Origin of the sequence: Citrobacter sp. Marseille-Q5395, from assembly GCF_947057495.1 — a bacterium.
Lineage (GTDB): Bacteria > Pseudomonadota > Gammaproteobacteria > Enterobacterales > Enterobacteriaceae > Citrobacter > Citrobacter murliniae.
In genome coordinates this window covers 70,067-84,066 of sequence record NZ_CAMSEL010000023.1, presented here as the reverse complement: position 1 = coordinate 84,066, position 14,000 = coordinate 70,067, and the positions used below count along the sequence as shown (strand labels likewise).

The following is a 14,000-nucleotide window of genomic DNA, read 5'->3' as shown; positions in this document are numbered from 1 at the left end:
TAATGAATTACGTGTTCACTCAGAGACTTGGTATTCATTTTTCGTCTTGCGACGTTAAGAATCCGTATCATTGAGTGCCCACACAGATTGTCTGATAAATTGTTAAAGAGCAGTTGCGACGCGCTTTGGCGCTCTGTCGCGAGGTCCAGTATAATACGTTTTCCTCATTCAGAGTCAAGCATTTATTTTTGCTTTTCTCCGCGAAGTTCTCAGTGGAACCCCGCTGACCCGGCGGCCTGTAGTCCGTTGTTCCGTGTCAGTGGAGGCGCATTATAGGGAGTTATTTCAGGCTGACAAGGGGAAATTTAAAATAATCTTCCAACTGCGTATTTTTTATTCTTTGCGTTTATTTTAACAACGCTTTGTTGGTTAATTGGGCAATTTCCCGCGCAAAAATCGCGACCTGTTCCCAGTCGGTATATACGACTTCTTTACTTGTATCCGTTTCACCGCCCGACATCTTCATAATCAGTTTGATCATGACACGGTCATACCAACGATAACGAGGATAAAGTAAAGCTCCGGCAATCACCGCACTGCGGTCTGGTCGCCACGGCGAGCTCATCAGAAACTTGCGCGCATAGCTATTGGTCTGCGGGGTACGCTTTTCCGGCTTACGAGCAACCAGGTTAACGGAGTAGAACGCACTCGGCATCGCATTCAGCCGCGTGGCATGCTTCTTCACGAACTCCTGAAAAGCAGTGTGGTAATGACCGTAGCGAATTGATGCACCAATCACCACGCTGTCATAGTTTTTCCAGTCAGGCTCTTCGGTGCGATGCAGATTCACAACATCGGCCCAGACGCCCAGTTCTTTTAGTTCAGAAGCCAGATACTCGGCGATTTCGCGCGTTTGTCCATCCCGGGAAGAAAAAAGAATCAGTGTTTTCACGTGTTACTCCGTTATTCACGCCAGAAGGTAGGGGTAAAGAGTACCAGCAAAGTAAAGACCTCGAGACGACCAAATAGCATATTGGCAATCAGGATCCATTTCGCCACTGGGTTCATACTGGCAAAGTTGTCGGCAACAACGCCCAGCCCTGGTCCCAGGTTATTCAGGGTCGCAACAACAGAGGCAAATGCTGAGAAGTCATCCACACCGGTCGCTATAATTGCCAGCATACTGATAATAAACACCAGCGCATAGGCTGAGAAGAATCCCCATACCGCTTCAAGGATCCGTTCCGGCAGCGCACGATTACCCAGTTTAATACTGTAAACCGCATTGGGGTGGACCAGCCTTTTGAGTTCCCGGTTACCCTGCTTAAACAGCAGCAGGATACGAATGACCTTCAAACCACCGCCCGTTGAGCCAGCACAGCCACCAATAAATGCAGAACACAGCAACAGTACCGGCAGGAACAGCGGCCAGCGGGCAATACTGTCCGTAGTAAACCCTGCGGTGGTCGCCATTGATACTACCTGGAAAAAGGCCTGATTGATCGTCGTTAGCGCCGAACCATAGGTGTTGTGTACCCACAGCACCAGCGTACAGACAGCCACCAGCGTCAACTGCACACCGATGAACATGCGAAATTCCGGGTCGCGCCAGTAGACCTTTAAACTACGCCCACTTAATAAAGAGAAGTGCAGGCCATAGTTACAACCGGAGATCAGTAAAAAGATAGCAATAATCGTGTTAATAGTGGGGCTGTCGAAATAACCAACACTGGCATCGTGTGTAGAGAAGCCGCCAATAGCAATGGTGGCAAAACTGTGCCCAATGGCATCAAACGCCGGCATCCCGGCAAACCATAGCGCCAGCGCACATGCAATCGTCAGCAGTACATAGATAAGCCATAACGTTTTTGCCGTTTCAGCAATACGCGGACGCATTTTATTATCTTTGAGCGGCCCAGGCATTTCTGCCCGATAGAGCTGCATACCACCGACGCCAAGAATAGGCAGGATAGCGACCGCCAGCACGATGATCCCCATACCACCAAACCATTGCAGCATTTGGCGATAAAAGAGAATGGCGTGCGGCAATGAATCCAGCCCCACCAGCGTCGTCGCACCTGTCGTTGTTAACCCCGAAAAGGATTCGAAAAACGCATCAGTAATCGTGAGGTTAGGACTTTCGGAAAAGATAAATGGTAGCGCACCCACGCTGCCCAGCACGGTCCAGAACAAGACGACGATCAGAAACCCTTCGCGGGATTTCAGTTCACCCTTTTCCTTACGGTTCGGCCACCACAACATGGAACCAATTGCCAGCGCGACAAAGAAAGTTTGCGTAAATGCACGACCCGCACCATCACGGTAGATGAGAGCTACCAGTCCGGGGAGGATCATTGTCCCCGAAAATAAGATGACCAGTAGTCCAACGATTCGGGTAATGGCGCGAAAATGCATCTCTGCCGCTTCCTTAATTCTTCAAAATGAGGTGGGGATTATTCTTCAATCGCTAACAATTGCAATGAACCACGACTAAAATCCGCCAGCTTTGCCGAAAATTCATCCACTTTCGCATAAGGAAGCGCTACCCTGAGCCGAACAAATGCCTGGTAATCACTGGAAATTATTTTACCGTCAAACTGCCCCAACAATATTTCAATGCCAGCCAACTGGCCGTACTCACACTGCAAAGTATATTCGGTTAATGGCGTCTTGCGCTGCGTTGTTAACTGACGTAAAGCCTGATTCACGCCGCCGCCGTAGGCTTTCACCAGCCCACCCGTACCGAGAAGAATACCGCCGTAGTAGCGTACCACCACGGCGGTAATTTCACCGACACCGCTCCCCATCAGTTGAGCAAGCATCGGTTTCCCTGCCGTCCCCGCTGGTTCACCATCATCCGAGAATCCCAGCTGTTGCGAATCATTCGGCGCACCCGCCACCCACGCCACACAATGGTGGCGCGCGTCCGGGTGTTCCGCTCTAACTGACTCAACAAAGGCTTTCGCCGCTTCCACACCATCCGTATGCGCGAGCAGAGTAATAAAGCGGCTTTTTTTGATCTCTTCAACAACGCTAACCGGCGCCGCAGGGATTAACCAACTGTCCATTACGCCAGTTTTAAATCCCGCGTCATGTTTTCGACATTGCTCTCGTGGATAACCACGTTATCTTCAATACGAATACCACCGAACGGCTTCAGCGCTTCAATTTTCTGCCAGTTAAAGTGCTTGCTGAATTGCCCTTCGCGCCATGGCGCCAGCAGCGATTCGATAAAGTAAATACCCGGCTCGATAGTCAGGACCATGCCCGGCTGCAGCACTCGCGTACAGCGCAGGTAGGGATACTTTGATGGTGCAGCAAGGTGTGTACCGCTGTCATCCTGCATAAAGCCAGCAACATCATGAACCTGCAGACCCAGCGGGTGGCCAATGCCGTGCGGCATAAACGGCCCGGTGAGATCGTTCTCTACCATCGCCTCTTCACTCATACCGGTGATGATTTGATGTTTACGCAACAGCTTTGCAATACGTTGATGGAACTGAATGTGATAATCCACATAGCTGACGCCCGCCTTCATGGTTGCAATCAGCGCCAGTTCTTCGTCGTTAACGTCTTTCACCAGTTGCGCATAGTCGTTGTCGCTTTTCGCCGACCAGGTTCGCGTCAGGTCTGCCGCATAACCGTTGTATTCCGCGCCAGCATCCAGCAGGAAACTGCGGATTTCTGACGGCGCCTGGTGATCCAGTTTGGTGTAATGCAGTACGGAGGCATGTTCGTTGAGGGCCACGATATTGCTGTAAGGCACGTCGGTGTCACGATGACCCGTAGCAGTCAAATAGGCCAGGTTAATGTCGAACTCGCTCATACCGGAACGGAAGGCTTCTTCTGCCGCACGATGCCCACTCACCGCCATTTTCTGCGCTTCACGCATACAGGCCAGCTCGTAATCCGTTTTATACGCACGATAATAATGAAGATAGTCGATCACCCCTTTCGGGTTGATATTGCTGGCAGCGATGTCCAGTTGCAACGCACGCTCAGGAACCGGGCCGATATAACCGATATTATCGCGTGCAGCTGGCAGTTGGCCGCCAATACCATCGGCTTTTGGCAGCGCAATAATGTCAATTTCTTCCGTCCAGAAAGAGGTCGGTAGCGGTTCAACGTTGTGCCAGTAGTCGACCGGCAAGTAGAACCACAATTTAGGCTTATTAACGCCATCTACCAGCAACCAACAGTTAGGAACCTGCGTGACAGGTACCCAGGCTTTAAACTGCGGATTAACCTTAAACGGATATGGATGATCGTCGAGAAAAACGTTTAACAGCTCGCCGGAGTAAATAAGTAACGCATCCAGCTTAAAACGAGCCAGCGCATCGCGGGTCCGTTCCTGTAAGGTAACAATATGATTTTTATAGAGTGCGGCCAGTGATTCCATTATTTACCCTTCTGTTTTTTTGACCTCAAGTCACCGCATCTTAGCACATCGTTCTGTAGCTGCGTGATTTCTGCCGAGCGTGATCGAATCGTCATTTCTTTAATCATTCATTTGCATTTTATTAACATAAAACACACACTTCGATTCATCTGGTATGACCAGATCACCTTGCGGATTCAGGAGACTGACATGCTTTACAAAGGCGACACCCTGTACCTCGACTGGCTGGAAGATGGCATCGCCGAACTGGTGTTCGATGCCCCTGGCTCGGTCAACAAACTCGATACGGCAACCGTAGCCAGCCTGGGCCATGCGCTTGATGTGCTGGAAAAGCAGACAGATTTAAAAGGTCTGCTGCTGCGCTCGAATAAAGCGGCCTTTATTGTTGGCGCCGATATCACCGAATTCCTTTCATTGTTTCTTGTTCCTGAAGAGCAGCTAAGCCAGTGGCTGCATTTTGCCAACAGCGTCTTTAACCGGCTGGAAGATTTACCGGTGCCAACCATTGCCGCCGTAAACGGTTATGCGCTGGGCGGCGGTTGCGAGTGCGTGCTGGCGACCGATTACCGTCTGGCAACGCCGGACCTGCGTATCGGTCTGCCGGAAACGAAGCTGGGCATTATGCCGGGCTTTGGCGGCTCTGTGCGTATGCCACGTATACTGGGCGCCGACAGCGCGCTGGAAATTATTGCGTCGGGTAAAGATATCAGCGCTGAGCAGGCACTGAAAGTTGGCCTGGTCGATGGCATTGTTAAGCAGGAAAAACTGCTTGATGGCGCGATGGCTGTATTACGTCAGGCAATCAACGGCGACCTCGACTGGAAGGCCAAACGCCAGCCGAAACTGGAACCACTGAAACTCAGCAAAATTGAAGCCGCAATGAGTTTTACCATCGCCAAAGGCATGGTCGCGCAGACTGCAGGTAAACATTACCCTGCCCCCATCACCGCGGTAAAAACGATTGAAGCCGCAGCACGCTTTGGTCGTGAAGAAGCACTGAATCTGGAAAATAAAAGCTTTGTGCCACTGGCGCACACCAGTGAAGCACGCGCGCTGGTCGGTATCTTCCTCAACGATCAGTACGTAAAAGCAAAAGCGAAGAAGCTGACTAAAGACATTGAGGCACCGAAGCAGGCCGCAGTATTGGGCGCAGGCATTATGGGCGGCGGTATCGCTTACCAGTCTGCCTGGAAAGGTGTGCCGGTTATCATGAAAGACATCAATGATAAATCATTGACGCTTGGTATGACTGAAGCCGCCAAACTGCTGAACAAACAGCTTGAGCGCGGCAAGATTGATGGTCTGAAAATGGCAGGCGTGATTTCAACCATTCATCCCACCCTCGACTATACCGGCTTTGAGCGCGTAGATGTGGTAGTGGAAGCGGTCGTTGAGAATCCGAAAGTGAAAAAAGCAGTACTGGCAGAGACCGAAGAGAAGGTTCGCCATGATACCGTGCTGGCCTCAAACACCTCCACTATTCCAATTAGTGAACTGGCCAGCGTTCTGAAGCGTCCGGAAAACTTCTGCGGCATGCACTTCTTTAACCCGGTGCACCGTATGCCTCTGGTAGAGATCATTCGCGGTGAAAAAAGCTCGGATGAAACCATCGCCAAAGTTGTCGCCTGGGCAAGCCGTATGGGTAAGACGCCGATTGTGGTCAACGACTGCCCCGGCTTCTTCGTTAACCGTGTGCTGTTCCCGTACTTTGCTGGTTTCAGCCAGCTACTGCGTGATGGAGCGGACTTCCGCAAAGTCGATAAAGTGATGGAGAAACAGTTTGGCTGGCCGATGGGTCCGGCATATCTGCTGGATGTCGTCGGCATTGATACCGCCCATCACGCGCAGGCAGTCATGTCAGCAGGCTTCCCACAACGCATGCAAAAAGATTATCGCGACGCGATTGACGCATTATTTGACGCCAGTCGCTTTGGACAGAAAAACGGCCTCGGCTTCTGGCGCTATAAAGAAGACAACAAAGGTAAACCGAAGAAAGAAGAGGATGCCACTGTTGATAGTCTGCTGACAGATGTCAGTCAGCCGAAGCGCGATTTTAGCGATGAAGAGATTATCGCCCGCATGATGATCCCGATGGTCAACGAAGTGGTCCGCTGCCTGGAAGAAGGCATTATTGCCAGTCCAGCAGAGGCAGATATGGCGCTGGTTTACGGCCTGGGCTTCCCTCCGTTCCATGGCGGTGCGTTCCGCTGGCTGGATACACTCGGCAGCGCGAAATATCTCGATATGGCGCAACAGTATCAGCACCTCGGTCCGCTGTATGACGTCCCGGAAGGATTGCGCAATAAAGCACGTCATAACGAACCGTATTATCCCCAGGTTGAGCCTGCCCGCCCGGTTGGCGACCTGAAAACGGCTTAAGGAGTCACAATGGAACAGGTTGTAATTGTTGATGCGATCCGTACCCCGATGGGCCGTTCGAAAGGGGGGGCGTTTCGTAACGTGCGGGCAGAAGATCTCTCCGCACATTTAATGCGTAGCCTGCTGGCGCGTAATCCCGCGCTTGATCCTGCGGCTCTCGATGACATTTACTGGGGCTGCGTACAGCAGACGCTGGAGCAAGGGTTCAACATCGCCCGTAACGCCGCGCTGCTGGCAGAAGTTCCGCACTCCGTCCCGGCAGTAACGGTCAATCGCCTGTGCGGTTCATCCATGCAGGCACTGCACGACGCGGCACGCATGATCATGACCGGCGATGCACAAGCGTGTCTGGTTGGCGGCGTGGAGCATATGGGCCACGTCCCCATGAGTCACGGCGTCGATTTCCATCCGGGTATGAGTCGCAACGTTGCTAAAGCGGCGGGAATGATGGGCCTGACGGCAGAAATGCTCTCCCGTATGCACGGTATCAGCCGTGAAATGCAGGATGCCTTCGCCGCACGCTCACACGCCCGGGCCTGGGCAGCGACACAGTCTGGCGCGTTCAGAAATGAAATAATCCCGACCGGTGGCCACGATGCTGACGGCGTGTTGAAACAGTTTAACTACGATGAAGTTATCCGCCCGGAAACCACCGTCGAAGCGCTGTCCACCCTGCGCCCGGCGTTCGACCCAGTCAGCGGTACAGTTACTGCCGGAACATCTTCAGCTCTCTCTGATGGCGCAGCTGCCATGCTGGTGATGAGTGAAAGCCGCGCTCGTGAACTGGGTCTGAAACCACGCGCCCGTATTCGTTCAATGGCGGTTGTCGGCTGCGACCCCTCAATCATGGGTTATGGCCCGGTCCCGGCCTCAAAGCTGGCGCTGAAAAAAGCAGGGCTCTCCACCCGCGATATCGGTCTGTTTGAAATGAACGAAGCCTTTGCCGCGCAGATCCTTCCATGCATTAAAGATCTGGGACTGATGGAGCAGATTGACGAGAAGATCAACCTCAACGGCGGCGCGATCGCACTGGGTCATCCACTGGGATGTTCCGGTGCACGTATCAGCACCACCTTGCTGAACCTGATGGAGCGCAAAGACGTGCAGTTTGGTCTGGCGACGATGTGTATCGGGTTGGGTCAGGGGATCGCGACAGTATTTGAGCGAGTTTAATCAGAGAGTGTCATCTATTGCAGGTCGGGTAAGCGAAATGCCCCGGCAACCATGCCGGATGGCGACGCAATATCGTCTTATCCGGCCTGCAACGACAGCGCCACTGTATAACAATTAGTTGCCGTTTTTCCCGCCTGTCAGGGGCGGGTTTTTTATTTCACAGAACTGGTACGGACCACTAACTGCACGGGTAGCAACAAATTCTGTTCCTGCTGTTCTTCCAACAACAAACGCAGTGCTTCACGCCCCAGTTGCTGTTTATCAACGGCAATGGTGGTCAGCGGTGGATGTGACCAGGCTGCGGCATCAATATCATCAAACCCTACCAGTGAAAGATCTTCCGGGATACGTATACTTTGCTGCGCACACACTCGCTGAACCACCAGCGCTGCCGCATCGTTATAAGCAAAAATGGCATCGGGCGGCTCGGGCAACCTGAACAATTCGTTGACCGCCTCGACCAGTGATTGTTCAGTATCCAGAAGCGGTGGTGCAATGGCTTCATACTCTGGCGGCATCAGTAGACGAGCGTCATACAGCGCCTGGCGATAGCCCTTCTCACGCTGGCGAATACTGTAATGAGAGAGTGTGCTGGCAAGAAAGGCAATGCGACTGCGCCCTTGTTCGATTAGATGTTGAGTGGCCAGATAGCCACCCTGGGTATTATCCGGATTGACGCATGGCAAACCAGGCACCCACAAGTCCACCAGTACCATTGGCAGCTTCATTTGTTGCAGTAGCCCAAGCAGTTCAGGCTCAAAAAATCCGGCACAGATCAGCGCATCAGGCTGATGCAGCATCACCTGTTCACCCACTGCGTCACCAGGGCCAATAGAGAGAAAGCTCAGCGCAATATTGTGATCACGACATACTTCTTCTATGCCCAACAACAGCGGTGAATAAAACGGTAATGCCCGACTAATGTTGTGCTGGCGATGCAACAAAAACAGGACGCGCCTGAGTTTATCGCTACGCAGACGGGAGAAATCGTAGCCCTGCTGTTCCGCCACGGAAATAATGCGCAATCGGGTATCCTCACGCAGTCCCGGTTGCCCTTTTAGTGCGCGGGAAACAGCGCCAACCGACACACCGCAGGCTTCGGCAATATCTCTGATTCGTACAGGTTTCGTCATTTCACTCTCATTGATCGTGCGTCATCATACGGGTAGTTGCGGTCGCAGGCTGTTGTGCACCCAGCCAGGCGGCACCACGTACGCCGCTGCTGTCGCCGTGACGAGCCTGGACAATCGGCGTGCGGCACTGTTTTCCAAATACGTACTGTGCCACCCGCGCCTGTAAGCCTGAATAGAGTATGCCAATATTGGATACTCCGCCGCCCAACACGATAACATCTGGATCAAGCGTATTGACCACGCCAGCTAACGCTCGGGCTAATTGATCGCAGTAGCGCTCCCATAGCAGGCAGGCGTCTACGTCACCAGACTCGACCCGTTTCATTATTTGAGGAACACCGGCATGTTGCGTGGTGTGATTCAGGTACTGACGCTCCAGGCCGCTGCCCGAAATAAAACTCTCAATACAGTTTAACTGCCCGCAATAGCACGTTACCGCCGCGCCGTCCCGCTCTTCATTGTAACGCGGTAGCGCATTATGTCCCCACTCTCCCGCACAGGCATTAGGGCCTGAGATCAAACGGTTATCGACACACAATCCACCACCGCATCCCGTACCAAGGATCACTCCAAACACTACTCCATACCCGCGTCCGCTTCCGTCCATGGCCTCCGACAACGTAAAACAGTTGGCGTCGTTGGTTACGGGCACAGGTATTCCCAGCGCCTGCTCAAGATCGCGTGCGAAGGGTTGTTGATTGAGCACCAGAATATTGGAGTTTTTTATTAACCCATCACTGTCGACTGCGCCGGGCACACCCACACCGACTGATAATGGTCGATTAACGGTCTTCATGGCTTTCACGATAGCGTCCGTGACGACCCGGAAAAAATCGCCGTAGCTCTGCTTTGGTGTACTGCGTCGTTCGCGGTAAATAATCTCACCCGTGTTATCAATCACCACTGCTTCGATTTTAGTCCCACCAATATCCAGTCCGAGCCTCATGATTCCCCCATTCGCTTGACGCAAAATTATCTCTGCACAGACTGACTTTTTTGTTTACTAAACACAAAGACAGACATCACAAAATAGAATTTTAACGATAGTTTTTATATAAAAACATGGCAAATATAGCATCAAGGCAGAACACCTGTGTTTACTAAAAAATAACGATGAGGGTAATTCGTCACGAACGGGGAGATTCACAGAGACCGAACCAGCAATCTCAGCAATTCAGGGAGTGAGTGATCGGGCATTAACGACCTGAATGCGCCGGAAAAGCTCCGGCGCACCCTGCTTAAATAAATGCGAAAGCGTCGCCAAACAGGCGGTCTTCACGCGCGCTGCGTTCATTGCAAAACAGGTCGCGTGCGATTTTTGCCATCTCAAAACGTCCGGCGATATAGATATCATGTTCCGCCAGGGTACCGTAATCCTGCAATACAGCGGTTAATACTGTGCCCGTGCGACCACGCCAACCCGCTTCAGGTTGTTCCACCACTGGCTCAACGCGCAGATTAGGGTGATTAACTGACAGGGCTTCCAGCTCGGAGAGATCATAAAGATGCTTCTCTTCTCGCCCGCCCCAGTAAATCGTGACATCACGGTCTGGATTACGCGCCAGTGCTGTTAGCAGAATTGAGCGCACATAAGAGAACCCTGTACCGCCAGCGATCAGGATCAGCGGACGATTTTCATCATCACGCAGCCAGGCTTCACCGTGTGGAATATCGACCTTAATTTCCCGGTCTTTCAGAATTCGATCCATAACGGCCATGGCATAAAGATTTAGCTCAGAGGCGCCAACGTGCAGCTCAATGAATCCGTGCTCATCCGGTGTAGATGCCATGGAAAACGGACGCTTATCCCGTTCATCCATCACGACCATTAAATACTGACCAGCACGAAAGGAAAACGCCGCGTCTGGCACTAAACGAACGCGATATACGGTGTCAGTGATAGCTTCTACCGAGGTCACTTTACAGCTTAAGGTTGTCATGCGCTCTCTCTGTCGGATCAATAGGCAAAATGATCGCGCCTCAGGCGCTTTTGCCGTCATTAAAGATGGCCAATTCATCCCAAATTGCGTCAATACGCGCAGTCACTTCAGGATCTTTTTTAATCGGGCGTCCCCATTCACGTTGGGTTTCACCCGGCCATTTATTTGTGGCATCCAGTCCCATTTTTGAACCAAGGCCGGAAACCGGCGAGGCAAAATCCAGGTAATCAATTGGCGTATTTTCTACCAGAACCGTATCCCTTGCCGGGTCCATACGGGTGGTAATTGCCCAAATCACATCGTTCCAGTCACGTGCGTTGACATCATCATCGCAGACAATAACAAATTTGGTGTACATAAACTGACGTAAAAACGACCAAACACCCATCATGACGCGTTTAGCATGGCCAGCGTACTGCTTTTTCATCGTCACTACGGCCAGTCGATAAGAGCAGCCTTCCGGCGGCAGGTAAAAATCGACGATTTCCGGGAATTGTTTTTGCAGAATAGGCACGAAAACTTCGTTCAGCGCCACGCCTAGTACCGCAGGCTCATCTGGCGGACGGCCGGTGTAAGTCGAGTGATAAATCGCATCTTCACGCTGAGTAATGTGTGTAACGGTGAAAACAGGGAAGCTATCCACCTCATTGTAGTAGCCTGTATGGTCGCCATACGGGCCTTCCGGCGCCATTTCTCCCGGCTCTATATACCCTTCCAACACAATCTCCGCGCTGGCAGGAACTTCGAGATCGTTGGAAATACATTTAACCACTTCGGTCTTGGTACCACGTAACAAGCCCGCAAAAGCGTATTCCGATAACGTATCAGGTACTGGCGTTACGGCCCCCAGAATCGTTGCCGGATCAGCGCCCAGCGCAACGGAAACCGGGAAACGTTCGCCTGGATGAGCCGCACACCACTCCTGATAATCAAGCGCGCCGCCACGATGAGAAAGCCAGCGCATGATGAGTTTATTTTTGCCAATCAGCTGCTGGCGATAAATACCCAGATTCTGTCGCTCTTTATGGGGGCCCCGCGTTACGGTGAGTCCCCAGGTGATCAGCGGAGCTGCATCTTCCGGCCAGCAGGTCATTATCGGAATACGGTTTAGATCGACATCATCGCCTGAATAGATTTTTTGCTGACAAGGCGCACCGCGTAACCGCTTAGTCGGCATGTTCAGTACCTGCTTGAACTGCGGCAGCTTATCAAACAGATCGCGAAATCCTTTTGGCGGCTCAGGCTCTTTCAAAAACGCCAACAACTTACCCACTTCCCGCAACGCAGAGACATCTTCTTGTCCCATTCCCATGGCAACACGCTTCGGCGTGCCAAACAGGTTACACAGCACTGGCATTGAATAGCCTTTGGGATTCTCAAACAGCAACGCAGGCCCACCAGCACGCAGGGTGCGATCGGCTATTTCTGTGATTTCCAGATGGGGATCCACCGGAAGCGTGATGCGTTTGAGCTCGCCTTGCTGCTCAAGTTGCGTCAGGAAGTCGCGTAAATCGTGATATTTCATGGCGTCCATTGTGGCCTCTTCGTAAGCGCTTCATTATACGGCGTTCATCATTGCGATGCTGTATTTTTGTTAAATTAGCGTGAACTCTGGCGGTACATCTAAGCCCCGGGAGTATATACCCAACGGATTTCGAGTTGCTTTAAGTCGGGTATAATTAACTTAGCGCATGGCTTTTGTTATGCTTGCGCTCAGAACAAGCGGATAAGAGTTATTATGCAATCCTGGTATTTACTGTACTGCAAACGCGGGCAACTTCAGCGTGCCCAGGAACACCTGGAAAGGCAGGCGGTGAACTGCCTGACGCCTATGATCACCCTGGAAAAAATGGTGCGCGGCAAACGTACCACAATCAGTGAGCCACTTTTCCCTAATTACATGTTTGTCGAATTCGACCCGGAAGTGATCCACACCACGACGATCAATGCCACGCGTGGCGTCAGCCATTTCGTACGCTTTGGAGCAACACCAGCGACGGTTCCCTCTGCAGTTATTCACCAGCTTTCCATCTACAAACCCGAGGGTGTTGTTGATCCGGAAACCCCTTATCCAGGGGACTATGTGATTATCACTGAAGGTGCATTTGAAGGATTGAAAGCGATCTTCACTGAACCTGATGGCGAAGCGCGCTCTATGCTTCTGCTTAACCTGTTGAATAAAGAGGTTAAGCAGAGCGTGAAAAATACCGGTTTTCGAAAAATTTAATCTACCTTAGAAGGTAACTTCAAACAGCGTTCTCACGTTGGAGTCGATTGTTGTTGATAGCCATTGAGGATCTTCCCCGCGCCAGTGTGCAATCCGTTCAAGAATGTGCGGCAGGTAGGCCGGCTCATTACGCCGTGTAGACGGTTTAGGTGTTAAATCGCGGGGCAGTAAATAAGGCGCATCAGTTTCGATCAGGAGCCTCTCTACCGGAATAAAAGGTAACAGCTCCCTAAGCTCCATCCCCCGACGCTCATCGCAGACCCATCCGGTAATACCAATATAAAGCCCTCTGTCCACGCAGTCCTGCATCTCCTGACGTGAACCGGTGAAGCAATGCAGTACCGCGCCTGGAATGCTGTCCAGCCAGGGCTCCAGCAATGCCAGAAAACGGTCATGCGCATCCCGGCAATGCATGAAAACTGGCATCTGCAGTTCAGCGGCAATACGCAGTTGTGCCTCAAATGCCCGCTCCTGCTCTTGTGGCGTGGAGAAATTACGATTGAAATCCAGACCGCATTCACCAATGGCGACCACTTCAGACTGGTTTGCCAGAGCGACTATCGCTTCTTCGGTTGAGGATTGCCACTGGCTACTATCATGCGGATGGACGCCGGCTGTGGACCAACAATTCGGGTAATGCTGCGCCAGCTTTAGCGCCTGCTGGCTTTCATGCAGGTTCGTTCCGGTCAGAAGCATACCGTGAACACCGGCCGCAAAGGCGCGCGCTACAACCTCATCCCTGTCTTTCGCAAATTGTGAACTGGTTAAATTAACGCCAATATCAAACATGCTTCCTCCCATATGACAAC

At 51.9% G+C, this 14,000-nt stretch carries 12 protein-coding genes; 3 read left to right on the top strand and 9 right to left on the bottom strand.

Going from position 1 to position 14,000, the window contains the following annotated elements; genetic code table 11:
• Positions 1 to 346: 346 nt before the first annotated feature.
• Genes hemG through pepQ form a run of 4 tightly spaced genes read right to left on the bottom strand, consistent with a single transcriptional unit; the run spans position 347 to position 4,339 of the window.
• Positions 347 to 892 carry a menaquinone-dependent protoporphyrinogen IX dehydrogenase gene (gene hemG, locus OH663_RS22160; RefSeq protein WP_045449176.1) on the bottom strand — a complete coding sequence of 182 codons (546 nt, stop codon included), beginning with the start codon at positions 890 to 892 and terminating at the stop codon, positions 347 to 349.
• Positions 893 to 903: 11 nt separating this feature from the next.
• Positions 904 to 2,355 (bottom strand): Trk system potassium transporter TrkH, encoded by a 1,452-nt coding sequence (gene trkH / locus OH663_RS22155; protein WP_045449175.1) that lies wholly within the window; start codon positions 2,353 to 2,355, stop codon positions 904 to 906.
• A gap of 38 nt (positions 2,356 to 2,393) precedes the next feature.
• Positions 2,394 to 3,008 carry an IMPACT family protein gene (locus OH663_RS22150; protein WP_045449173.1) on the bottom strand — a complete coding sequence of 205 codons (615 nt, stop codon included), beginning with the start codon at positions 3,006 to 3,008 and terminating at the stop codon, positions 2,394 to 2,396.
• On the bottom strand, positions 3,008 to 4,339 hold the full coding sequence (gene pepQ, locus OH663_RS22145; RefSeq protein WP_200013164.1) for a Xaa-Pro dipeptidase: 1,332 nt from the start codon (positions 4,337 to 4,339) through the stop codon (positions 3,008 to 3,010). Before pepQ ends, OH663_RS22150 begins: the two co-directional genes overlap by 1 nt.
• Before the next feature lie 189 nt (positions 4,340 to 4,528).
• Here pepQ and fadB point away from each other — a divergent pair, with 189 nt between their 5' ends.
• A complete protein-coding gene (fadB, locus tag OH663_RS22140; protein WP_200013163.1) occupies positions 4,529 to 6,718 on the top strand; it encodes a fatty acid oxidation complex subunit alpha FadB in 2,190 nt (729 codons plus the stop codon).
• Between the two features lie 9 nt (positions 6,719 to 6,727).
• Positions 6,728 to 7,891 (top strand): acetyl-CoA C-acyltransferase FadA, encoded by a 1,164-nt coding sequence (gene fadA, locus OH663_RS22135; protein ID WP_045449168.1) that lies wholly within the window; start codon positions 6,728 to 6,730, stop codon positions 7,889 to 7,891.
• A gap of 152 nt (positions 7,892 to 8,043) precedes the next feature.
• Here the strand turns inward: fadA and OH663_RS22130 are convergent, their stop codons facing one another.
• The 4 genes from OH663_RS22130 to ubiD form a co-directional block, all read right to left on the bottom strand.
• Positions 8,044 to 9,024 carry a LacI family DNA-binding transcriptional regulator gene (locus tag OH663_RS22130; RefSeq protein ID WP_200013162.1) on the bottom strand — a complete coding sequence of 327 codons (981 nt, stop codon included), beginning with the start codon at positions 9,022 to 9,024 and terminating at the stop codon, positions 8,044 to 8,046.
• Positions 9,025 to 9,031: 7 nt separating this feature from the next.
• Positions 9,032 to 9,970, bottom strand: a complete 939-nt coding sequence (locus OH663_RS22125; RefSeq protein WP_200013161.1) for an ROK family protein — start codon at positions 9,968 to 9,970, stop codon at positions 9,032 to 9,034.
• Positions 9,971 to 10,262: 292 nt separating this feature from the next.
• A complete protein-coding gene (fre, locus tag OH663_RS22120) occupies positions 10,263 to 10,964 on the bottom strand; it encodes an NAD(P)H-flavin reductase (protein WP_045449163.1) in 702 nt (233 codons plus the stop codon).
• A gap of 40 nt (positions 10,965 to 11,004) precedes the next feature.
• Positions 11,005 to 12,498 (bottom strand): 4-hydroxy-3-polyprenylbenzoate decarboxylase, encoded by a 1,494-nt coding sequence (gene ubiD, locus OH663_RS22115; RefSeq protein WP_045449162.1) that lies wholly within the window; start codon positions 12,496 to 12,498, stop codon positions 11,005 to 11,007.
• A gap of 204 nt (positions 12,499 to 12,702) precedes the next feature.
• Between ubiD and rfaH the strand changes: the two genes are divergently transcribed.
• Positions 12,703 to 13,191 carry a transcription/translation regulatory transformer protein RfaH gene (gene rfaH / locus OH663_RS22110; RefSeq protein ID WP_200013160.1) on the top strand — a complete coding sequence of 163 codons (489 nt, stop codon included), beginning with the start codon at positions 12,703 to 12,705 and terminating at the stop codon, positions 13,189 to 13,191.
• Between the two features lie 6 nt (positions 13,192 to 13,197).
• On the opposite strand, the gene tatD is transcribed toward rfaH, so the two are convergent.
• A complete protein-coding gene (gene tatD / locus OH663_RS22105; protein WP_048223305.1) occupies positions 13,198 to 13,980 on the bottom strand; it encodes a 3'-5' ssDNA/RNA exonuclease TatD in 783 nt (260 codons plus the stop codon).
• Positions 13,981 to 14,000 lie beyond the last annotated feature (20 nt).

What these genes read in the sequence shown, in the direction of transcription:
- trkH (WP_045449175.1), bottom strand. Translation starts at nt 2,355, where the DNA reads ATGCATTTTCGCGCCATTACCCGAATCGTTGGACTACTGGTCATCTTA.
- OH663_RS22150 (WP_045449173.1), bottom strand. Translation starts at nt 3,008, where the DNA reads ATGGACAGTTGGTTAATCCCTGCGGCGCCGGTTAGCGTTGTTGAAGAG.
- pepQ (WP_200013164.1), bottom strand. Translation starts at nt 4,339, where the DNA reads ATGGAATCACTGGCCGCACTCTATAAAAATCATATTGTTACCTTACAG.
- fadB (WP_200013163.1), top strand. Translation starts at nt 4,529, where the DNA reads ATGCTTTACAAAGGCGACACCCTGTACCTCGACTGGCTGGAAGATGGC.
- fadA (WP_045449168.1), top strand. Translation starts at nt 6,728, where the DNA reads ATGGAACAGGTTGTAATTGTTGATGCGATCCGTACCCCGATGGGCCGT.
- OH663_RS22130 (WP_200013162.1), bottom strand. Translation starts at nt 9,024, where the DNA reads ATGACGAAACCTGTACGAATCAGAGATATTGCCGAAGCCTGCGGTGTG.
- OH663_RS22125 (WP_200013161.1), bottom strand. Translation starts at nt 9,970, where the DNA reads ATGAGGCTCGGACTGGATATTGGTGGGACTAAAATCGAAGCAGTGGTG.
- fre (WP_045449163.1), bottom strand. Translation starts at nt 10,964, where the DNA reads ATGACAACCTTAAGCTGTAAAGTGACCTCGGTAGAAGCTATCACTGAC.
- ubiD (WP_045449162.1), bottom strand. Translation starts at nt 12,498, where the DNA reads ATGGACGCCATGAAATATCACGATTTACGCGACTTCCTGACGCAACTT.
- rfaH (WP_200013160.1), top strand. Translation starts at nt 12,703, where the DNA reads ATGCAATCCTGGTATTTACTGTACTGCAAACGCGGGCAACTTCAGCGT.
- tatD (WP_048223305.1), bottom strand. Translation starts at nt 13,980, where the DNA reads ATGTTTGATATTGGCGTTAATTTAACCAGTTCACAATTTGCGAAAGAC.